Origin of the sequence: Vibrio sinaloensis (genome assembly GCF_023195835.1) — a bacterium.
Taxonomy (GTDB): Bacteria; Pseudomonadota; Gammaproteobacteria; order Enterobacterales; family Vibrionaceae; genus Vibrio; species Vibrio sinaloensis_C.
Window position 1 is genome coordinate 272,493 of record NZ_CP096199.1, and the last position, 20,263, is coordinate 292,755.

Annotated in this window: 18 protein-coding genes and 9 tRNA genes; 20 read left to right on the plus strand and 7 right to left on the minus strand. The window is 47.9% G+C overall.

The features are described from left to right. Positions 1-218 precede the first annotated feature (218 nt). The 3 genes from MTO69_RS01285 to rsgA all read right to left on the minus strand — a co-directional run bounded on the left by MTO69_RS01285 (position 219) and on the right by rsgA (position 3,845). Positions 219-1,634: an SLC13 family permease gene (locus MTO69_RS01285; protein ID WP_248330443.1), complete on the minus strand. Its 1,416-nt coding sequence runs from the start codon at positions 1,632-1,634 to the stop codon at positions 219-221. Positions 1,635-1,805: 171 nt separating this feature from the next. After that, positions 1,806-2,678 carry an archaetidylserine decarboxylase gene (asd, locus tag MTO69_RS01290; protein ID WP_248330445.1) on the minus strand — a complete coding sequence of 291 codons (873 nt, stop codon included), beginning with the start codon at positions 2,676-2,678 and terminating at the stop codon, positions 1,806-1,808. 111 nt (positions 2,679-2,789) lie between these two features. Continuing rightward, positions 2,790-3,845, minus strand: coding sequence for a small ribosomal subunit biogenesis GTPase RsgA (rsgA, locus tag MTO69_RS01295; protein WP_248330447.1), 1,056 nt, complete (start codon positions 3,843-3,845; stop codon positions 2,790-2,792). A gap of 127 nt (positions 3,846-3,972) precedes the next feature. Here rsgA and orn point away from each other — a divergent pair, with 127 nt between their 5' ends. Further along, the gene (orn, locus tag MTO69_RS01300; RefSeq protein ID WP_248330449.1) at positions 3,973-4,518 is read left to right on the plus strand and encodes an oligoribonuclease; all 546 of its coding nucleotides are present in this window, start codon (positions 3,973-3,975) and stop codon (positions 4,516-4,518) included. 41 nt (positions 4,519-4,559) lie between these two features. On the opposite strand, the gene MTO69_RS01305 is transcribed toward orn, so the two are convergent. Continuing rightward, entirely contained in the window at positions 4,560-5,270 is a 711-nt protein-coding gene (locus tag MTO69_RS01305; RefSeq protein ID WP_248330451.1) for a hypothetical protein, read from the minus strand. Between the two features lie 302 nt (positions 5,271-5,572). On the opposite strand from MTO69_RS01305, the gene MTO69_RS01310 reads away from it, so the two are divergent. The 9 genes from MTO69_RS01310 (at position 5,573) to MTO69_RS01350 (ending at position 6,827) form a co-directional block, all read left to right on the plus strand. Beyond that, positions 5,573-5,648 (plus strand) — tRNA-Gly (locus MTO69_RS01310). A gap of 35 nt (positions 5,649-5,683) precedes the next feature. Beyond that, positions 5,684-5,759 (plus strand) — tRNA-Gly (locus tag MTO69_RS01315). Between the two features lie 42 nt (positions 5,760-5,801). Continuing rightward, a tRNA-Met gene (locus MTO69_RS01320) sits at positions 5,802-5,878 on the plus strand. Between the two features lie 114 nt (positions 5,879-5,992). Continuing rightward, positions 5,993-6,068 (plus strand) — tRNA-Gly (locus MTO69_RS01325). Between the two features lie 35 nt (positions 6,069-6,103). Next, positions 6,104-6,194: transfer RNA gene (locus MTO69_RS01330), tRNA-Gly, on the plus strand. A gap of 42 nt (positions 6,195-6,236) precedes the next feature. Then, positions 6,237-6,313 (plus strand) — tRNA-Met (locus tag MTO69_RS01335). A gap of 122 nt (positions 6,314-6,435) precedes the next feature. Beyond that, positions 6,436-6,511, plus strand: a tRNA-Gly gene (locus MTO69_RS01340). Positions 6,512-6,553: 42 nt separating this feature from the next. Further along, positions 6,554-6,630: transfer RNA gene (locus MTO69_RS01345), tRNA-Met, on the plus strand. Positions 6,631-6,751: 121 nt separating this feature from the next. Then, a tRNA-Gly gene (locus tag MTO69_RS01350) sits at positions 6,752-6,827 on the plus strand. Between the two features lie 547 nt (positions 6,828-7,374). Here MTO69_RS01350 and queG read toward each other — a convergent pair. Continuing rightward, positions 7,375-8,487, minus strand: coding sequence for a tRNA epoxyqueuosine(34) reductase QueG (queG, locus tag MTO69_RS01355; protein ID WP_248330453.1), 1,113 nt, complete (start codon positions 8,485-8,487; stop codon positions 7,375-7,377). A 198-nt stretch (positions 8,488-8,685) separates the two neighbouring features. On the opposite strand from queG, the gene tsaE reads away from it, so the two are divergent. The 9 genes from tsaE (at position 8,686) to MTO69_RS01400 (ending at position 18,018) form a co-directional block, all read left to right on the plus strand. After that, entirely contained in the window at positions 8,686-9,150 is a 465-nt protein-coding gene (tsaE, locus tag MTO69_RS01360; RefSeq protein ID WP_248330455.1) for a tRNA (adenosine(37)-N6)-threonylcarbamoyltransferase complex ATPase subunit type 1 TsaE, read from the plus strand. Further along, positions 9,144-10,871, plus strand: a complete 1,728-nt coding sequence (locus MTO69_RS01365) for a LysM peptidoglycan-binding domain-containing protein (RefSeq protein WP_248330456.1) — start codon at positions 9,144-9,146, stop codon at positions 10,869-10,871. The genes tsaE and MTO69_RS01365 overlap by 7 nt, the downstream gene beginning before the upstream one ends. Before the next feature lie 16 nt (positions 10,872-10,887). Next, the gene (gene mutL / locus MTO69_RS01370; RefSeq protein ID WP_248330458.1) at positions 10,888-12,831 is read left to right on the plus strand and encodes a DNA mismatch repair endonuclease MutL; all 1,944 of its coding nucleotides are present in this window, start codon (positions 10,888-10,890) and stop codon (positions 12,829-12,831) included. Further along, a complete protein-coding gene (miaA, locus tag MTO69_RS01375; RefSeq protein WP_248330460.1) occupies positions 12,828-13,778 on the plus strand; it encodes a tRNA (adenosine(37)-N6)-dimethylallyltransferase MiaA in 951 nt (316 codons plus the stop codon). The genes mutL and miaA overlap by 4 nt, the downstream gene beginning before the upstream one ends. Positions 13,779-13,966: 188 nt before the next feature. Then, positions 13,967-14,230: an RNA chaperone Hfq gene (gene hfq, locus MTO69_RS01380; RefSeq protein WP_038209787.1), complete on the plus strand. Its 264-nt coding sequence runs from the start codon at positions 13,967-13,969 to the stop codon at positions 14,228-14,230. Between the two features lie 41 nt (positions 14,231-14,271). Then, the gene (gene hflX / locus MTO69_RS01385) at positions 14,272-15,561 is read left to right on the plus strand and encodes a ribosome rescue GTPase HflX (protein ID WP_248330462.1); all 1,290 of its coding nucleotides are present in this window, start codon (positions 14,272-14,274) and stop codon (positions 15,559-15,561) included. Between the two features lie 45 nt (positions 15,562-15,606). Beyond that, positions 15,607-16,794, plus strand: a complete 1,188-nt coding sequence (gene hflK / locus MTO69_RS01390) for an FtsH protease activity modulator HflK (protein WP_248330463.1) — start codon at positions 15,607-15,609, stop codon at positions 16,792-16,794. Positions 16,795-16,796: 2 nt separating this feature from the next. Continuing rightward, on the plus strand, positions 16,797-17,771 hold the full coding sequence (gene hflC, locus MTO69_RS01395; protein ID WP_248330464.1) for a protease modulator HflC: 975 nt from the start codon (positions 16,797-16,799) through the stop codon (positions 17,769-17,771). 61 nt (positions 17,772-17,832) lie between these two features. Continuing rightward, positions 17,833-18,018 (plus strand): DUF2065 domain-containing protein, encoded by a 186-nt coding sequence (locus MTO69_RS01400; protein ID WP_248330465.1) that lies wholly within the window; start codon positions 17,833-17,835, stop codon positions 18,016-18,018. Here the strand turns inward: MTO69_RS01400 and MTO69_RS01405 are convergent. After that, a complete protein-coding gene (locus MTO69_RS01405) occupies positions 18,015-18,242 on the minus strand; it encodes a SlyX family protein (RefSeq protein ID WP_248330466.1) in 228 nt (75 codons plus the stop codon). The two genes, MTO69_RS01400 and MTO69_RS01405, sit on opposite strands and share 4 nt — an antisense overlap. Before the next feature lie 2 nt (positions 18,243-18,244). Further along, entirely contained in the window at positions 18,245-19,225 is a 981-nt protein-coding gene (locus MTO69_RS01410; protein WP_248330467.1) for a WD40 repeat domain-containing protein, read from the minus strand. A gap of 131 nt (positions 19,226-19,356) precedes the next feature. Here MTO69_RS01410 and fkpA point away from each other — a divergent pair, with 131 nt between their 5' ends. Further along, complete coding sequence (gene fkpA, locus MTO69_RS01415; RefSeq protein WP_248330468.1) at positions 19,357-20,145, plus strand: FKBP-type peptidyl-prolyl cis-trans isomerase; 789 nt, start codon at positions 19,357-19,359, stop codon at positions 20,143-20,145. The last annotated feature ends 118 nt before the right edge of the window (positions 20,146-20,263 follow it).

Consider the following 20,263-nt stretch of genomic DNA (forward strand, 5'->3'; position numbering starts at 1 on the left):
TTGCTTGCAAAGAGGAGAGACAAATAATCCGGGCCGCTGAGTGTTGGTGTTCACATGAAAAGTGAATCGGATGTTATTGTTATTATTGAACTAATTTTATATGTTCGGGCTTTTGAAATGCTTGATCTAGGTTGGGGATTGGAATTTGTCTTGAGCGGAGCATCAAGTTATTGAGCAAATTGTGACCTCAAGTCCAAAACTTGAGGTCACACAGTGAGTTAAGTCAGGATCAGCGCGCCAACATAGACGAGCGTTAAGCCGATGACGCCGATGATGATGCCGGTTTTGGCCATATCTTTACTTTCGATTAGGCCAGTGGAGTAAGCCAAAGAGTTTGGTGGCGTCGAGACGGGTAAGATAATCCCTAGAGAGGCTGAGAACGCTACAACCACCAATAGACCTTGCAAGCCACCCACGCTGGATAAGCTCTCCATTGAGGCGCCAATGGCAGCGGCAATCGGCATCAGCAAGTTAGCCGTGGCGGTATTGGACATAAAGTTCGCCATCACCCAACACACCAACGACATAGTCAGAACCACCGCAATGGGTGATAGCGACTCATAATCGATAGCGTGGGCAAGCGCTGACGCGAGTCCGGTTTTATCGAGCCCGATCCCTATCGCGATACCGCCTGCCACTAACCACAGCACATCCCAGTTGATTAGCTTGAGTTCAGATTTGCCCATAATCCCAGTGAGCGTAAACACCGCGAGTGGAATGATCGAGACCACGTAGGTGTTCATCCCATGCACTTTGGTGGTCATCCACAACAAAATCGTGGCTGCAAAAGTCACGTAAACAACGATGGCACGCCAGTTTTTCTGGAACTGACCATCCAGTTTTAAGGTCATGGTTTGTTGTGAGGCAGGGAAAAGTTTTTGCAGTAAGAACCAAGCGATAGTGAGCTGAACAATAACAAACGGCAGGCCCATCATCATCCAGGTTAAAAAGTCGATACTGTTTGCTCCGGTTAGGTACTGCAAGGCAATCGCGTTCGGTGGCGTGCCGATAGGGGTAGCGATGCCCCCGGTGTTGGCCGCAATTGGAATACAAAGCACCAAGGCTTTTATGCCTAAATCTCCCTTCGGCGCTGATGCGACAATCGGTCCTAGCAGTGCCAGCATCATAACTGTGGTGGCCGTATTCGACATAAACATCGAGAACACCGCAGTGATCAGCATTAAGCCCAGCATTATAAACTTGGGCTGATGGCCAAAGGGGCGAAGTAACACTCGGGCGAGGTTGTTATCGAGTTCGTATTTGGAGGCGGCAATGGCGAGGGCAAAGCCCCCCATAAACAGAATGATGATCGGAGATGAAAACGCACTGAAAATATCGGTGTAATTCATCAACTCCCCCAAATCGTGACCCGCAGGCGGAGTTCTAAACAGATGCAAGCCTTTGTTGGAGATCATCACCAGCTCTAGGGCAATAATCAGAATCGAAGTGGCAAACACCGGGACTGGCTCGAGCACCCAAAGCAGCGCCGCCAGTAGAAATATCGCCAACAAACGATGTTGAATGAGGGTGAGGTCATCGATTGGAATCCAATCAATGGGCATCAGCAGCACACCAATCGGCAGGCCGAAACTGATCAATAGTTTTATCAGAACGCCAGAGTCAATCTTGGGCATAGTGAGAGCAACCTTGTGGCAAACAAAAATCAGGCTATAGATTAATTTACAAACAGGGCAGCGTCTTCGACCGAGTCTAGACTTTTGATAAACAGTTGAATTTGTATGGTTAGTTTTGTTTTGGGTCAAAAAAGCCCTGCAACAGAGCAGGGCTGGATAGTTTGTTGTCGATTAATCTGGTTGAGGCGCGTTGACGTGAGCGTAAGGCGTGCCCATAACCGTAGCCTGACCATTTTGCATTGACTCATCAAAGGTGATGGCATCTTTGGCAAATAGGTTGATGACCGTTGAGCCAAGTTTGAAGCGACCCATCTCTTCACCTTTGTTCAGAATCACCGCTTTATCGCCTTCGGCAGGGTAATCCCATTTGTAAACAGTATTGCCGCGAGGTGGGGTGATGGTTCCCGCCCAAACTTGCTCGATGCTTCCAACAATCGTCGCACCGACTAAGACTTGCGCCATAGGCCCAAACTCGGTGTCGAAGATACACACCACGCGTTCGTTACGCGCAAATAGGTTTGGTACATTCTCTGCTGTCAGTGGGTTGACCGAGAATAGATCGCCTGGCACATAAATCATCTGGCGCAACGTACCATCACACGGCATATGTACGCGGTGGTAGTCACGCGGCGAGAGATAAAGGGTGGCAAAAGCGCCGTCGGCAAACTCTGCCGCTAGGTTTGCATCGCCGCCTAATAGCTCCTGCGCACTAAAGTCATGGCCTTTCGCTTGGATAAGCTTCCCGTCCGTAATCGGTCCAAATTGGCTAACACAAGCGTCTGCTGGGTGAGTGACAACCGTGTCCCCCTCGGCAATTGGGCGCATCCCTGGTTTCAGCTCACGAACAAAAAAATCGTTAAACGTTTTGAAGTGTTTAGGATCTGAATGCAGCGCTTCGTCCATATTGACTTTGTACTGCTTGATGAACCAGCGAATGACTGCTGTTGTTAGACCGCCTGCTTGGGCTGAGGCTAGCTTACCCATGAGTCGAGTTAAACCGTGCTGTGGAATCCAGTATTGCAGTCCAACTTTAATCTTATCCATTGTGTTCAATTCCAATGTTATTTTTACGATTGACGAGTTTCTGGGCGCGAGATGTTACTTAAAATGCGTCTTGATGTCAGCAATTGCGCGTGTTTGCTTACAAAATTACCGTTACAGGTCTGCTTTTTTGTTGCGTGAATACTGACGGTTCGCTTTGTTTTCAGCCATGCTTTCCAAAATACGATGATAGTTTTCAAAGCGAACTGGGTTGATTTCACTCCTTTCCACCGCTTGGCGCAGCGCACAGTCAGGATCATCATTATGCTTACAATCTCGGAACTTGCAGCTACCCAAATAAGGGCGGAATTCGATGAAAGCTTTGGTGATTTCGTCCGCCTCAAGGTGCCATAAGCCAAACTCGCGCACCCCCGGAGAATCAATTAAATCACCGCCACTTGGAATATGGTACAAACGTGATGCTGTCGTGGTGTGCTGGCCAAGACCGGAGTTTTCAGAGATCTCGCCCTCTTCGACGTTAAACTGTGGCATTAACGCGTTGACCAAGCTTGATTTCCCTACACCTGACTGACCGACAAAAATATTAATCCGATCTTTCAGCTCTGCTTCTAGCTCTTTAATACCTTCGCCGGTTTGCTTACTAACAAACAACACCTTATAGCCGATTCGCTGGTATTCATTTAACCAAGATTGATACTCCGTGAGTTGCTCGGGCTCGAGCAAATCGATTTTGTTCAACACCAGTAGCGGCGCAATTTCGAGCGTTTCAGAGGCGACAAGGTAGCGATCGATAATATTGAGTGACAACTCAGGCAACACCGAAGAAACAATCACCATTTGGTCGACATTGGCAGCCACCGGCTTAAGGCCGTCGTAATAGTCCGGACGAGTCAGTACCGAGCGGCGAGGCTCAACCGCTTCGACCACGCCTGAGATGCCTTCCATTGATTCAAGCCCCGGGCGCCAAATCACTTTATCGCCAGACACAAGGCTTTCGATACCTCGACGAAGGTTGCAGCGTTGAATCTCGCCGGTCTCTAAGTCTTCGATGTCGGCGTGTTGTCCAAAACGAGTGATAACCAGGCCGGATTTGCTGCCCCCCAACATAGATTCATCCCACTGCACGGATTCCTCTTGCTTGAGTTTGCGCTTTTGGTTGTGACGTACCCGTCTTACCTGACCTTTGGTTAGCTTTTTCTTTTTAGCCACGTTTCTCTACTTCAATTGATTAATGTATTGACTGATACCAACAAGAAGGAGGATATCTCAAACTATCTTGGGGATCGGAATTTGGGTATAGTACCTCTTTTAGCACAAAACCAATAGGCAACGATTTATGTCCTTTAGCGATCAAAATCTGATTTGGATTGATCTTGAGATGACTGGGCTTGACCCAGAAACACATAAAATTATCGAAATCGCCACCATAGTGACGGACAGTGAACTTAATATCTTAGCTGAAGGACCTGTACTTGCCATTCATCAACCAGAGCAGGAACTGCTAAAAATGGATGAGTGGTGTACGACGACTCATACAAGTAGTGGTCTAGTGGATCGCGTCCGAGCGAGTGAGATCGACGAAGAGCAAGCGATTCGACAAACCATCGAGTTCTTACAAAAATGGGTGCCAAAGGGTAAATCGCCAATCTGTGGTAACAGCATCGGCCAAGATCGCCGTTTTCTCTACAAGCACATGCCAGAGCTAGAGCAGTATTTCCATTACCGTTATATCGATGTCAGTACGCTGAAAGAGCTCACTCGTCGATGGAAACCAGAAGTGCTAGACGGTTTTAGCAAGCAAGGCAGCCACTTGGCACTGGATGATATCCGTGAGTCCATTGCGGAGTTGCAGTATTATCGCCAAACCATATTCAGTATTTAAGCCAAGAGCCGCACCGAAAGTGCGGCTCTTTTGCTTTCGGGTTAGGGGATGGGGATAAACACAAATTGAGCAACGCCATGGGCGACTTTGGTGATACTGCGATTGGTTTTATCCGCGACAATCAGCGCCATCATATCTTGAATGGTGATCATCTTGGTAAAGATTCGGTCGAAGCTCATGTCGCCACCATATTCATTGGTGTCGTTGGTGTAGATCAGTGGGTTTCCAGCGCTGTCTTTGCGGTGATAAAGGCGCCAAACAAATATCTCAATGTTTCTCGCACTGTTGTACAGCGCTTGTTCATCGAGTGAGTCAAGCATAAAGAACTCTTGCTTGTGGTTGTAAGAGCGTCTGAGCATTTCGGTTAGGCCAACCATTGCCGCGAAGACGCGATCACCCTGGTAGTCGTGCTTGAAGCTCAGTAAAATCGCATCGATACCGGTGATTTGATTGAGCTCATCAAACAGCAGCGATGGAAGCTCGACGTCATCCTCAGAGCCCAATATTTGCTCAATGCGACTCTCAATCGTCGCATCAGGGTTCTTGCTTAATTGAATCGGGTTACGGACGTAGAGCTTACGCGTTAGCTGGGCTATTTGAGCTTTGAGTTGGCGGGCATGTACGTCCATAACGAAGTCAACGTCGCTTTTACCTAAGTTTCTTACCGGCTTGGGCAGTGAACCGCATCCAGTCAACAAGAATATCAGCATCAGCGATGCGATCAGTGGTGCACGGCAACGACGAAGGTGCATACAAGATTAAGTCCGTTTAATTGAATCAGAGAAAAGAGTCTTCTTTGTCCTGTTATATAGATTTTTTTTGCCCCCGGCGATGAAGTGCTTGCAAAAGGCAGGTCGATCTCCCACTTTACACTTGTTAGACAAATGATAGGCTCGCTAACACGGTGTTTTGATTGATTTTCAAGCCCTTTCGTGCAGGTTTGTGCGCTTTTTGCTCAAACGCAAAAAAAAATGGTTTTTTTTGCATGAAGGACTTGCATCACAAAAAAATGCTCTTATAATTCGCAGCCCTAAACGACGTAAACGTTGTTGATGCGACACTAGCTCAGTTGGTAGAGCGCAACCTTGCCAAGGTTGAGGTCACGAGTTCGAACCTCGTGTGTCGCTCCAGTTTGATGGTCTTCATCGTACCTAACGGTGACATTGCGACACTAGCTCAGTTGGTAGAGCGCAACCTTGCCAAGGTTGAGGTCACGAGTTCGAACCTCGTGTGTCGCTCCAGTTTGACGGTCTTCATCGTACCTAACGGTGACACAATACGGACGCGGGGTGGAGCAGCTTGGTAGCTCGTCGGGCTCATAACCCGAAGGTCGTCGGTTCAAATCCGGCCCCCGCAACCAAATTTACAGGTGTTGTGATTCGCTAGCTCGTCGGGCTCAGCCATTCATAAAACCTAGCGAAGGTCGTTGGTTCAAATCCGGCCCCCGCAACCAAATTTCTCTTCAAGGGAATATGCGACACTAGCTCAGTTGGTAGAGCGCAACCTTGCCAAGGTTGAGGTCACGAGTTCGAACCTCGTGTGTCGCTCCAGTTTATGGTTTTCATCGTACCTAACGGTGAAGAATGCGGCACTAGCTCAGTTTATCGAGCACAACCTTGCCAAGGTTGAGGTCACGCCTTTCTGTTTATGAATAGGGAACCTCGTGTGTCGCTCCAGTTTGATGGTCTTCATCGTACCTAACGATGACACAATACGGACGCGGGGTGGAGCAGCTTGGTAGCTCGTCGGGCTCATAACCCGAAGGTCGTCGGTTCAAATCCGGCCCCCGCAACCAAATTTACAGGTGTTGTGATTCGCTAGCTCGTCGGGCTCAGCCATTCATAAAACCTAGCGAAGGTCGTTGTTTCAAATCCGGCCCCCGCAAGCAAATTCAATCAATAGCAATGCTGTTGATATGCGACACTAGCTCAGTTGGTAGAGCGCAACCTTGCCAAGGTTGAGGTCACGAGTTCGAACCTCGTGTGTCGCTCCAGTTTGATGGTCTTCATCGTACCTAACGGTGACATAATACGGACGCGGGGTGGAGCAGCTTGGTAGCTCGTCGGGCTCATAACCCGAAGGTCGTCGGTTCAAATCCGGCCCCCGCAACCAAATTTACAGGTGTTGTGATTCGCTAGCTCGTCGGGCTCAGCCATTCATTAAACCTAGCGAAGGTCGTTGTTTCAAGTCCGGCCCCGCAACCAAATTCAATCAATAGCAATGCTGTTGATATGCGACACTAGCTCAGTTGGTAGAGCGCAACCTTGCCAAGGTTGAGGTCACGAGTTCGAACCTCGTGTGTCGCTCCAAATCTCCTTCAGACGATAGACTCTCTGAACCGGTCCTATGACCACCGCTCTTTTGTAATGCTGAGAAGCATCAACCAAAAAATTAAAAAGTCCTCCTAATAATTAGGTGGGCATTTTTATGTCTAAACCCAGTCTCTCAACACGTGATGTGTTCAATCTTATATGATGGCAAGCAAGGCGCGAGCTAGGGTCTGCCACAACCGTCAACAGACTTATCCACAGAATGCTGTATGTGGATAACTTGGTGGGTAAGCTGAAATTTCTCTCTGTATAACACGGGACTAAAACGATCTTTGACGTAATCGCTGAGTTTCTGAGAGTAAGGTTTGTTGCCTAAGTTGTTGTTTTATATTGGTTTTGCTTTGATTTCCTTGTCGGGGAAAAGTCAAGCCATCGATCATTAAGTTGCTGTTTTTTGATCCTAGTCATTTATTAGTGATGTGGTTAACTTTTTCTTCTGCAACCAATTTGCCCAAGTGGTCTACTTTTTTCCACATTCTGATTTTTGGAGCTAAATCAAGTTCTGCTAACGCAAACTCGGCAAGTATTATGCATCTCTTGGCAGTCCTTTCTGCACGATTCGGATCAGTCGCTCAGTTTGAGTTGAGGTATGAGGTATCTGCTGCTGTTGCTCTGCCAATGCCCAAACAATATGCTGGTCAAGCATCTCATTGAGCCCCAAACGATCGGTTAGCGCTTGAACAATGCGTGGTGAGTAAGGCGCATTCCCCATCGCAATAGCAAGGTTTCTCAGCCACTGAATGTGGCCAATTCGACGAATTGCTGAACCCTGCATATTGTGCAGGAAGGTGGCTTCATCCCACTCAAACAGCTCGACCAGATCAGCATTGCCTAATGTCTCTCGACGATGAAAGTCTGGTTGCTGAGTAACCGCAGCGAAACGATTCCAAGGGCATACTAACTGACAATCATCACAGCCATAAATGCGATTGCCCATGGCTCGACGAAATTCCTCAGGGATGACGCCATCATATTCAATCGTCAAGTATGAGATGCATCGTCTTGCGTCTACGACGCCGTCTGCAACAATCGCATTGGTGGGGCAGGAGGTGATACAGGCTTTGCACTTTCCACACTCGTTGGAGCTGGGTTCATCGACCGGAAGAGGTATATCTACCAATAGCTCACCAAGGAAAAACCATGATCCGGCGTCTTTATCGAGTATCAATGAATGCTTTCCAGACCAGCCGAGTCCCGCTTTTTCAGCCAAAGGTCTCTCTAGTATCGGCGCAGAGTCTACGAATGGGCGATAGCCAAGCTGTGACACTTCTTGTTCAATTTTTTGCCCTAACTTTTTGAGCTGATTACGCACTAACTTGTGATAGTCACGCCCTAAGGCATAGCGACTGATATAGGCTTGGGTAGGATCGGCGAGATTCGAGGCAAATTGGGCTTGCGGTGGCAGGTAGTCCATACGCACACTGATCACCCGCACTGTGCCGGGCAACAACTCAGCGGGGCGCGCGCGCATCATGCCATGACGCGCCATCCAATCCATTTCGCCATGAAAACCATCATCGAGCCATTTTTGTAGCTGCGCTTCATGTTCGGATAGGTCGATATCGCAAATCCCTACTTTCTGAAAGCCGAGTTCTTGACCCCAAATTTTGATCTTGTCGGCAAGCTGTTGGTAGTTCATGCGATATGCTCCTGATTAAGGGGGCGGGATCTTAACGGATCTTATACCTAGGATCTAGCCAGTTAAAACCGGAAAATCTCCTCAAATTGATCATTTTTCCTTTTACTTACACAAGATCGCTTGTCTCTCAATTCCAACCCAGTTTACTATTCCAGTTCTTTTGATTTTTATATAATCACAGCCTAGAGATCGATCTTCATGACCACCAAACAATTTGCCCTTAAAGATGAACAAGCCACGATTCAACTCGGAACCGCTTTAGCGCAATTGTGTTCGCAGCAGACCACCATCTATCTGCATGGCGATCTAGGGGCAGGAAAAACCACGTTCAGCCGAGGTTTTATTCGCGCGTTGGGTCATTCAGGCAACGTCAAAAGCCCTACGTATACCTTAGTCGAACCCTATCAACTGGCGGACTGGCAAGTTTATCACTTCGATCTCTATCGCTTGGCAGACCCAGAAGAGCTTGAATTTATGGGTATCCGTGACTACTTCACCGCAGATGCTATCTGTTTGGTTGAGTGGCCAGAAAAGGGCCAAGGGTTGCTGCCAGAGGCAGACCTTGATATTGAGCTTCGTTACCAAGGTGAAGAACGTGTTGTTGAGCTCAAGGCAAACAGTCAATATGGATGTCAGTTATTGGAACCGTTGGAGTTATGTTGAAGCTTACTGTACTAAGGGCTGTTTTCTTTCCATTGTTTCTCGCCCTAAGCTTGTTTCCGAGTTTGGTGTTGGCCAATGCCCTTGAGGGAATTCGTGTTTGGCCGTCGCCTGATGAAACTCGCGTCGTCATTGATCTCAAATCTGAGGCCAACTACAGCTATTTCTCGCTCTCTAGTCCTGAGCGATTGGTGGTGGATTTAAAGCAGACCTCGCTCAATACCCGCTTACCCCTGAATATTTCCGATAGCCCGGTTCTGAAAAAAATTCGCAAAAGCTCTCCGCCAGAGAAAAGTACCTATCGCTTGGTATTTGAGCTTAAGCGCAAGTCCAATGCTCAACTGTTTAAACTGGCCCCGACTCCCGGTGGCCAATATGGTCACCGCTTAGTTATTGATTTAGCACACGATAATAACGCGAGTCAGTCAAGCTCTGAGACATCGAGCAGTACCAAACCCGCTACGGTCAGCCGCGATGCTTCGCAGCTATTGGGCACGGCCGATATCGTAGTGGCGATTGATGCAGGACATGGCGGTGAAGACCCAGGCTCAATTGGTCCGACGCGTAAATACGAAAAGCATGCCACTCTGGCTGTATCGAAAAAAATTGCCGATCAAATCAATGCGGTACCGGGAATGAAAGCGGTACTGACAAGGCGCGGCGATTATTATGTCAATCTCAACAAACGTTCGGAAATCGCTCGTAAAAATAAAGCGCATTTGCTCGTTTCTGTGCATGCCGATGCGTTTCATTCGCCCAAACCCCGCGGTGGGTCTGTGTTTGTGCTCAACACTCGGCGAGCTAACTCTGAAATTGCCCGCTGGGTAGAGAATCACGAGGAGCAATCGCAGCTTCTTGGCGGTGCGGGTGAAGTGTTGGCGAAAAACAACAGCGATCGCAATATCAGTCAAACCTTACTCGATTTGCAGTTTAGCCACTCACAAAAAGAGGGCTACAAAGTCGCGACTAACATTTTGCGTGAAATGGGGCGCGCTGGTATCCACCTCCATAAAAAAGAACCAGTAAACGCCAGTTTGGCGGTACTGAAGTCACCTGATATTCCTTCTGTTTTGGTCGAAACCGGATTTATTTCTAATCCGAGTGAAGAGCGTCTGCTGTTCCAGCGTAGTCACCAAGACAAGCTCGCACGCTCGTTGACCAAGGCGATTGTTCAATATTTCGAAGACAACCCACCAGAAGGCACTCTGTTCGCTAATCGTGGTAAGAGCATAAAGCATAAGGTCGCACGCGGTGAGTCGCTGTCTGTGATCGCGAGTAAGTACGGAACAAGTACCCAAGCATTAATGCAGGCCAATAAGCTCAAAAGCAGCAGCTTGGCGATTGGACAGATCTTGACTATTCCAGGTGCCAGCAATCCGATCAAGGTACCTGAAATCAGCAATCCTGTAGAGACGAAAACCTTAACCCATGTCGTTCAACGTGGTGAGTACTTAGGTAAGATTGCCAGCAAATACAAAGTGTCGGTGGCCGCGATCAAACGCGAGAACAATTTGAAGTCCGATACATTGAAATTGGGGCAAAAGCTTAAGATCACCGTGAGCTTGAAAGATCAGCCGCTGCGCAAGCACAAAGTACAGCGCGGTGAGTTTCTTGGCAAAATTGCGTCTAAGTATGGGGTCAGCGTTGATGGCATTCGCAAAGCCAATAAACTGCGTTCGGATCAACTGGCGGTTGGCCAAGTGTTGATCATTCCACACAACTAATTCTGGAGTGAACCCGATGACGATCAAGATCCTTCCTGCCCGCCTTGCCAACCAAATAGCAGCGGGTGAAGTGGTCGAACGGCCGGCTTCTGTGGTAAAGGAGTTGGTAGAAAACAGCTTAGACTCTGGCGCGACTCGTATTGATATCGATATTGAAAAAGGCGGCGCTAAGCTGATCCGAGTGCGTGATAACGGCAAAGGGATTGTCAAAGACGAGCTCGGACTAGCGTTGAGTCGACATGCGACGTCGAAGATTCACACTTTAGATGATCTAGAAGCCATCATGAGTTTAGGCTTTCGCGGCGAGGCGTTAGCCAGTATCAGTTCCGTATCTCGACTTACCATGACCTCACGCCCGGCGACGCAAGAGCAAGCATGGTCGGCATACAGCGAAGGACGAGAGATGCAGGTTCAACTTCAACCTGCCGCCCACCCAATTGGTACCACAGTCGAGGTGTTGGATCTTTTTTTCAACACCCCAGCGCGCCGTAAGTTTCTGCGAACTGAGAAAACCGAGTTTACCCATATCGATGAGCTGTTAAAGCGCATCGCATTGAGCCGTTTTGATGTCACGATCAACTTAAAGCACAACGGAAAGCTGGTTAAGCAGTATCGAGCGGCAAAAACCGAATCTCAGGCTGAAAAACGTATTGCAGCCGTATGTGGTAGTGCATTCGTACGTCATATGCTCAAAATAGAGTTAGAGCATCAAGGCTTGAAGTTGCATGGCTGGATCACGACGCCAGAAGGCGCGCGTCAGCAAAGCGACTTGCAATACTGCTACGTTAACGGACGTATGATGCGCGATAAGTTGATCAACCACGCGATTCGCCAGAGCTACGAAAACAGTTTACGCCCAGACCAGTTTGCTACTTATGTGCTGTTCATTGAGCTTGATCCTCATCAGGTTGATGTGAATGTCCATCCTGCCAAACACGAGGTGCGCTTTCATCAAGCGCGTTTGGTGCATGATTTTATCTATCAGGCGTTAAGCGACGCCTTGGCGCAAAGTGAGCACATCAGCCAAACTCAGCAAACCGCTTCGGCGTTCCATACTGAAACTAAGCCTGCTCACCTTGAGCACGAGGAGGCGAAAGAGCCTGAGCCGTCTAAGTTTGCTCAAGAACAAGACGCGATGGACTCTGTGCCTGCTTACCCCGGGCGAAATGACTACCAAGCCAGCCAAGAGCAAGTGCGAGAAAGCAAGCCACGCCATGAATGGCAGCAATCACGTCCTGAGCCTCGCAGTAAGCAGAGTGAGGGTTATGGTGAACCTGCGCCGCGTAAGCAGGAGGTGCTAGCCTATCAAGCCCTGCTTTCCACACCTGATATCGATACCGCTGAGAATGCGCCTAAGCCAGAAATACACACAGAGTCTTACCTCAATCAACAGGTCGAAGTACTGGGCAAAGCGATCGCTGTAGTGCAGGGGCGCTATCTAGTGATGGGCGACAAAACCGGAGTGCGTTTGGTCAGTTTGGCACGTGCAGAATGGTTGAGAGTCAACGGACAGTTGTCGCTGAGCCAAGAGGCGTTAACCAGTCAGCCTTTGCTTGTGCCTTTAGCACTGAAACTAGACAGTGCGCAGCTCGAAGCGGCAGAGCAGGCGACACAGGTATTGCACCAACTGGGTATTGAACTCAAAGTACGCAACCGCGCCTCGTTGATGGTGATGGGGGTCCCACAGCCTCTCAGACAACAAAACCTGCAACAACTGTTGCCAGATCTGTTATCTTACGTCGCTTCGCGCTCGGAGCCGGCGTCTTCATTGAGTCGTGCACAGCTAGCAAACTGGCTAAGTGATTGTATTACTCAAGTGAAAAGCGACTACACTATGTCGGAAGCGATACAAATCGTTTCTGATATTGAGCACTTGTGGCAAGGCCAATTACCTCTGAGCGACACTCAACTTGTTAGGCCGATTGATTTTTCTGCAACCATTGCAGCTTTAGAGTTATGAATAACGAACAACTACCCTTGGCGCTGTTTTTGATGGGGCCCACCGCATCGGGAAAGACAGAGTTAGCTATCCGTCTGCGTAAAAAATTTCCGGTTGAGATCATCTCGGTAGACTCTGCACTTATCTACAAAGGGATGGATATTGGTACCGCTAAGCCTGACGCCAATGAGCAAGCTCAAGCACCGCATCGATTGATTGATATTTTAGACCCGAGTGAGGCCTACTCTGCGGCCGATTTTCGACGTGATGCGCTGCGTGAAATGGAGCAAATCGTCGCTCAAGGAAAAATCCCCTTGCTTGTCGGCGGGACCATGCTTTACTACAAGGCCCTACTTGAAGGTTTATCGCCACTTCCTGCGGCCAACCCCGAAATTCGTCAGCAAATTGAACAAGAAGCATTGACGAGTGGATGGGATAAGTTGCACGATCAACTCAAGCAGATTGATCCTGTCTCAGCAGAGCGAATTCATCCTAATGATCCACAAAGATTGTCTCGGGCATTGGAAGTTTATCGAATTTCGGGTAAAACTCTTACTGAGTTGACTCAAACGAAAGGCGAAAGCCTACCGTTTCGAGTCAAACAATTTGCAATAGCTCCCAAGGAAAGGGCAGAGCTCCATCGTCGTATTGAGCTGCGTTACGAAAAAATGATTGAAGCGGGATTTGAGCAAGAAATGCGTACCTTGTACGCACGCAAAGATCTTCATCCCGATCTTCCATCGATTCGTTGCGTTGGCTACAGGCAGATGTGGGACTATTTGGATGGGAACTGCACGCTAGATGAAGCGATTTTTAAAGGCATATGTGCAACCCGCCAATTGGCCAAGCGACAAATTACCTGGTTACGCAGCTGGGATAATTTAACTTGGTTAGATAGCGAAAACATTGAACAAGCACTAGAAACTGTCTCAAATGCCATAGCATCGGAAGGTTTTAGCTGTGTATAATGTGATCGCTTTTGCGTGAATCCATCCTGTAAAGGATCTGTTACTTGATATTTCGGTGCTTTACCGTCATAACAGGTAACGACAGGGTGTTATTTTATTCGTTTAGCTCAGAGCAAAGGCCGCATTTTTTCGTGCAGCGCACCACTAGCTAAATAACTAAAACAAAATTACAAAATAAGGAAAATAAAATGGCTAAGGGGCAATCTCTACAAGACCCATTCTTAAACGCATTACGTCGTGAACGTATTCCTGTGTCTATCTACCTTGTAAACGGAATTAAACTGCAAGGTCAGATCGAATCATTTGATCAGTTTGTTATCTTGCTGAAAAACACCGTTAACCAAATGGTGTACAAGCACGCAATCTCGACAGTGGTACCTGCTCGTCCAGTGAGCCACCACAGTGGTGATCGTCCTCAAGGTGAGCGTCAGCAAGAGAAGTCAGAAGATTAATCAGTCTGAAACCTCAAGAAAAATATTAAGGAGTTGATTGCTTGTTTGACCGTTACGAAGCCGGTGAGCGAGCCGTACTTGTTCATATCAACTTCACGCAAGAAGGGGAGTGGGAAGATCTCAGCGAGTTTGAAATGCTGGTCTCTTCAGCAGGTGTTACTGCGTTACAGGTTGTAACTGGTAGCCGCCAAGCACCACACCCCAAATACTATGTCGGAGAGGGTAAGGCTCAAGAAATTGCCCAAGCGGTGCAGTTAACGGACGCCGATATTGTGATTTTTAATCACGCCCTCTCTCCTGCCCAAGAACGTAACCTCGAAAAGCTGTGTCAGTGCCGAGTATTAGATCGTACTGGTTTGATCCTCGATATTTTCGCTCAGCGAGCCCGCACTCATGAAGGTAAACTGCAAGTTGAGCTTGCTCAACTACGCCATATCTCTACCCGACTGATCCGTGGTTGGACCCACCTAGAAAGACAAAAGGGTGGTATTGGTTTACGTGGTCCAGGTGAAACTCAGTTAGAGACTGACCGACGTTTATTGCGTGATCGAATTAAAGCCATACTTCGCCGCCTAGAGAAAGTCGCTAAGCAGCGTGAACAAGGTCGCCGAGCTAGACATCGAGCGGAGATCCCAACCGTCTCCTTGGTTGGTTACACCAACGCAGGGAAATCTACCCTGTTTAACCGTATTACTCAAGCCGGCGTTTACGCCGCGGATCAATTATTTGCTACTTTGGACCCGACCCTACGTAAGATAGAGTTAGCGGATGTCGGTCCGGCAATATTGGCGGACACAGTGGGCTTTATACGCCACTTACCCCATGATCTGGTTGCTGCGTTTAAAGCGACGCTACAAGAAACGCAAGAAGCTGACATTTTGTTACATGTTGTCGATGCCAGTGACGAGCGTTTTCGTGAGAATATCCGAGCTGTTGATGAAGTTCTTGAAGAGATCGATGCCCATGAGGTGCCGTATCTCCTCATAATGAACAAAATTGACAACCTAGAAGGGCAAACACCACGTATTGAGCGCGATGAGGAAGGTGTACCTCGACGCGTTTGGGTGTCTGCGATGGAAGGTTTAGGTATGGACCTGCTGTTTGATGCGCTGACAGAGCGTCTCGCTAGCCAGATGGTTCAATACCAATTGCGAATTCCGCCACAACATCAAGGTCGGATTCGTAGTACATTCTTCCAAATGAAATGTATTCAACGTGAAGAATATGACCAAGACGGTAACCTGTTGATCGAAGTTCGAATGCAGCAGGTAGATTGGTCTAGACTTGAAAAAAGAGAAGGGGCAGTTTTACGTGACTTTATAGTTACTTAAATGACTGCTACAGTATAACGTCATATCAAATGATGGAGCTTTCTAATGGCGTGGAATGAGCCTGGTAATAACAACGGCAACAATGGCCGCGATAATGACCCTTGGGGCAGTAATAATCGTGGTAACAAGGGTGGCCGTGATCAAGGACCGCCAGACTTAGACGAAGTGTTTAATAAACTGAGTCAGAAACTGGGTGGAAAGTTTGGTGGCAAAGGTGGTAAAGGGTCGCCGATGGGTGGCGGTAGCGCACTAGGTTTTGGTGTGATTGCTGTTATCGCTATCGCAATTTGGATCTTTGCCGGCTTTTACACTATTGGTGAAGCGGAGCGTGGTGTGGTGCTACGTCTCGGTAAATATGACCGTGTGGTCGATCCGGGTCTAAACTGGCGTCCTCGCTTTATCGATGAAGTCACTCCAGTAAATGTCCAAGCGATTCGTTCACTGCGTTCTTCTGGTCTCATGCTGACCAAAGATGAGAACGTTGTGACCGTTGCGATGGATGTTCAATATCGTGTCGCTGATCCTTACAAGTACTTGTTCCAAGTTACCAATGCCGACGACAGCTTACGCCAAGCGACAGACTCAGCATTGCGCGCGGTCATCGGTGACTCACTGATGGACAGCATCTTGACCACGGGTCGTCAGCAAATCCGTCAAAGTACACAGGAAACCTTAAATGAAATCGTAGATAGCTACGACATGGGTCTTGTCATTGTTGACGTTAACTTCCAGTCTGCGCGTCCACCAGAGCAAGTTAAAGATGCCTTTGATGATGCCATCGCGGCACGTGAGGATGAAGAGCGTTTTGAGCGTGAAGCAGAAGCATACCGAAACGATATTCTACCAAAAGCGACAGGTCGAGCTGAGCGTTTGAAGAAAGAAGCTCTTGGTTACTCTGAGCGCGTAGTTAATGAAGCACTTGGTCAAGTAGCTCAGTTTGAGAAGCTGCTTCCTGAGTACCAAGCTGCACCTGAAGTTACTCGCAACCGTCTATATCTAGACACGATGGAAGAAGTCTACACCAACACCTCGAAGGTGCTGATTGATTCAGAATCGAGCGGTAACCTGCTTTACTTACCGATTGATAAGTTAGCCGGTGAGGGTAAGACTCAAACCAAGCGTAGCATTAAGTCTTCTTCAGCTTATGACCAGATTGAGTTAGAAACTCAGTCAACTGAAACAAATTCAGACTCGCAATCTCGTTCAACTGGTTCACGTCAAGGGAGATATTAAGAATGCGTAAGTTAATGATCCCTGTATTAGTCGTCACAATTGTACTGCTGCTAATGTCAGTATTTGTGATTCAAGAGGGTGAGCGTGGTTTAGTGATTCGATTTGGCCGTGTCCTAGATGATAACGGCGTGTCAAAAGTCTATGAACCAGGTCTGCATTTTAAAATGCCGCTGTTCGACCGAGTGAAAACACTCGATGCGCGTATTCAAACCATGGATGGCCGTTCTGACCGTTTCGTAACATCTGAGAAAAAAGACGTGCTTATCGATACTTACGTTAAGTGGCGTATTTCTGATTTCGGTCGTTACTACCTAACAACTGGTGGTGGCAATGCGTTAACAGCGGAAGCGCTACTTGAACGTAAAGTCACTGACGTGTTGCGCTCTGAGATTGGTGCTCGTGAAATCAAGCAGATTGTTTCAGGCCCGCGCAACAAAGATATCTTGCCAGATAGCGACAGTGAAGTAGTGACCACTGAAGCGGCGCTTGAGGCGCTAGAAGTTGACGGTGAACGTGACCAAATTATGGAGAACGTTCTAGTCGGTACGACAGACAGTGCAATGAAAGACTTGGGTGTTGAGATTGTTGATTTCCGTATGAAGAAAATCAACCTACCTGATGAAATCAGTGAATCTATCTACCGTCGTATGCGTGCAGAACGTGAGTCGGTTGCTCGTCGTCACCGTTCTCAAGGTCGTGAAAAAGCGGAAGTTATTCGTGCTCAGGCTGATCTAGAGGTGGCAACTGTTTTAGCAGAAGCCGATAAGACAGCGCGTGTAACCCGAGGTGAAGCGGATGCGAAATCTGCAAAAATCTACTCGGATGCTTACAACAAAGACCCAGAGTTCTTTAGCTTTATGCGTTCTCTAAAAGCTTACGAGAAATCATTCAGCGATAAGAGTGACATTCTGGTTCTGGATCCTAAGAGTGATTTCTTCCAGTACATGAATAATGCTGCTGGCGGTAAAACTCAGTAATTGAATATTTGCTAGTATAAAGGCTCCGTACGGAGCCTTTATTTTTTTAGTCGAGAGAACTATGTCGAATTCATTGTGGCTAGCGTTTGGGCTAGTGTTGATCGTCGAAGGGTTAGGACCGTTAATTGCCCCAAATGGGTGGCGCAATATGGTAGCTCAATTAAGCCAACAACCAGACACGCAACTGCGACGTATAGGTGGTTGCCTAGTCGTGGCTGGTGGCGTTATCGCCTATGTGTTTGGCTAGTAATGCGGTGGCGGCGTTTCTTCTGACGGGTCAGCCAGATTTGAAGAGTCGATGTTTTTGACTTTACCTACTACATACTTCATCTGGTCTTGCATTTTGCTGATCAACAGCTGCTGTTGGCTAAGGGCCTGATTCAGTTCTTCAATCGTCTGTTCTTGGAAAGCCAATTGACACTCTAAGTCATTGACTCGGCTTTCCAACGCTTCTATTTGCTGCTTTGTCATCACTAATAATCCACATTCCAAGCTTGGGCAATACCTGCAGAGGTGCCCGAAATCACGCGATTTTGCGTATCAAAGGCAGCATCATACACCACAGCGCGTGGAGGGCGAGTATCTTTTAGGGGTTCGGCTTCAAATCCATCGACTCTCGATCCACTGTGGCTGTCCCATACCATGACTCTGCTTGATGGGGTGCCTGTTACTAGGTAGCGACCATCGTCAGAGAAGCGAGCGGTAGAGAAAATCAGCTGGCGTGAAAAACTGCTCAGATTGGATAGCGGCTCGCCAGTGGTTAAGTCCCAGATAATAGCTTGATTGCCGCCATCGGAAGTAAATGCGTATTTGCCATCGCGGTGCAAAGCAACACGATTAACGCGTTGTTCATGCTCAAACGTTTTGAGGACTTGCCCTGTCTGGGTATCCCATAAGTAGGCTTTGTAGTCGTTTCCCCCTGTTAGCGCGAATCGACCATTCGGCGATAGTGCAACGGTATTCACTTTTTCATTGTGCGCAAGGAACTCTAAGCGCCTTCCTGTGACTAAGTGAACGTAAATCGCTTTGCCATTGGAGAGCCCCAACAAAACTTGCTCGCCATTACTGGCGATATCGATATCACGAATCAAGCCGTCAGAAATCGACCAAAGCCCTTGTGCCTGGGTCCAAGCAAGATCCCAAACGGCAAAGTTTATCTGCGTCGCGGTGACGGCAAAGCGGCCATTGTCGGAGATACGGATACGAGACACGGTACTGGCTTGTGGGTCTTGTGCGCCCAAAGAAGCGAGCTCTTGGCCTTGATAGAGATCCCACAGCACAAGCTGATGCTCTTTTGAGTAAAGAAGTGCAAAGCGGGCATCACGGCTCAAGGCGAAGCTGGTGGTACCTTGGGGCTCGATGGTCCATCGTTGGGTATCTTTGCTGGAGAAAAAACAGCCATTTAACCCGATGATGACAAATGTAATGATAAGTGAGTTAAAAATTATACGCATTGAGTCCAAATATCCGCTTGGTTTACGTTTAATTACAGCGCATATTGGTTATATTGGTACAACATGCTAATGGGTACCAGTCTTTCTTAAAGATTTGTGCACAAAGACAAAAGTCTCAATTGGAGAGTTAAATGAAATCGATTTTTAAAGTGTCACTGCTGGCTGCAACTGTTGCACTGGCTGCTGGCTGTCAGAAAGAAGAAGAGCCAAAAGTAGACACCGCACCAGCGGCTGAACAAGTTCAAGCCGAAACGGGTAAGCAAGTGGCATTCAAAACAGAAGACGACAAAGCCGCGTATGCGATTGGCGTTTCTTTTGCTAACTACCTCAGCACCAGTTTAGACAAGCCTAGCGAAATCGGTATCACACTAAATAAAGATTTAGTTCTTAAAGGTATCGAGCATGTTTTCGCTGGTAACCCAGAATTGAGCGAAGAAGAGACGCGCGCGGCACTTGAAGCATTGGATCAACGCGTAGCCCAAACCATGCAGCAACAAGCGGCTGAGAAAGCAGCAGAAGCGAAAAAAGCGGGTGAAGCATTCCAAGCTGAGTTCGAACAGCAAGAAGGTGTGAAGAAAACCGATACCGGTCTACTGTATCAAGTGCTGACACCAGCAGAGGGTGAGCAGCCAAAAGACACAGATACGGTTCAGGTTCATTATAAAGGTACGCTGATTGATGGCACACAGTTCGACAGCTCTTACGATCGCGGCGAGCCTGCCACTTTCCCATTAAACCGAGTGATTCCTGGTTGGACAGAAGGCGTACAGCTAATGCCAGTGGGCTCTAAGTTTAAGTTCGTGATTCCACCACAACTTGCTTACGGTGAGCAAGATACCCCAACGATTCCGGCAAACTCGACCTTAGTGTTTGAAGTTGAACTGCTGAAAATTGACAACGGTGAAGAAGCCGCTCAGTAAGTAAAGATAGTGATAAACAACAGGCCTAGCATCTGCTAGGCCTTTTTTGTCACTAAAGCGTGACTTCAAGCGGCGAATTTTTTTGTTCTAAATCACTAGATAGTCGGTTAGCTAGGTG

Coding starts and splice junctions, on each gene's coding strand:
- miaA (WP_248330460.1), top strand. CDS start 12,828: ATGAATAACGAACAACTACCCTTGGCGCTGTTTTTGATGGGGCCCACC.
- MTO69_RS01400 (WP_248330465.1), top strand. CDS start 17,833: ATGTCGAATTCATTGTGGCTAGCGTTTGGGCTAGTGTTGATCGTCGAA.
- tsaE (WP_248330455.1), top strand. CDS start 8,686: ATGACCACCAAACAATTTGCCCTTAAAGATGAACAAGCCACGATTCAA.
- asd (WP_248330445.1), bottom strand. CDS start 2,678: ATGGATAAGATTAAAGTTGGACTGCAATACTGGATTCCACAGCACGGT.
- queG (WP_248330453.1), bottom strand. CDS start 8,487: ATGAACTACCAACAGCTTGCCGACAAGATCAAAATTTGGGGTCAAGAA.
- mutL (WP_248330458.1), top strand. CDS start 10,888: ATGACGATCAAGATCCTTCCTGCCCGCCTTGCCAACCAAATAGCAGCG.
- hflK (WP_248330463.1), top strand. CDS start 15,607: ATGGCGTGGAATGAGCCTGGTAATAACAACGGCAACAATGGCCGCGAT.
- fkpA (WP_248330468.1), top strand. CDS start 19,357: ATGAAATCGATTTTTAAAGTGTCACTGCTGGCTGCAACTGTTGCACTG.
- MTO69_RS01410 (WP_248330467.1), bottom strand. CDS start 19,225: ATGCGTATAATTTTTAACTCACTTATCATTACATTTGTCATCATCGGG.
- MTO69_RS01405 (WP_248330466.1), bottom strand. CDS start 18,242: ATGACAAAGCAGCAAATAGAAGCGTTGGAAAGCCGAGTCAATGACTTA.
- hflC (WP_248330464.1), top strand. CDS start 16,797: ATGCGTAAGTTAATGATCCCTGTATTAGTCGTCACAATTGTACTGCTG.
- hfq (WP_038209787.1), top strand. CDS start 13,967: ATGGCTAAGGGGCAATCTCTACAAGACCCATTCTTAAACGCATTACGT.
- orn (WP_248330449.1), top strand. CDS start 3,973: ATGTCCTTTAGCGATCAAAATCTGATTTGGATTGATCTTGAGATGACT.
- MTO69_RS01305 (WP_248330451.1), bottom strand. CDS start 5,270: ATGCACCTTCGTCGTTGCCGTGCACCACTGATCGCATCGCTGATGCTG.
- MTO69_RS01285 (WP_248330443.1), bottom strand. CDS start 1,634: ATGCCCAAGATTGACTCTGGCGTTCTGATAAAACTATTGATCAGTTTC.
- MTO69_RS01365 (WP_248330456.1), top strand. CDS start 9,144: ATGTTGAAGCTTACTGTACTAAGGGCTGTTTTCTTTCCATTGTTTCTC.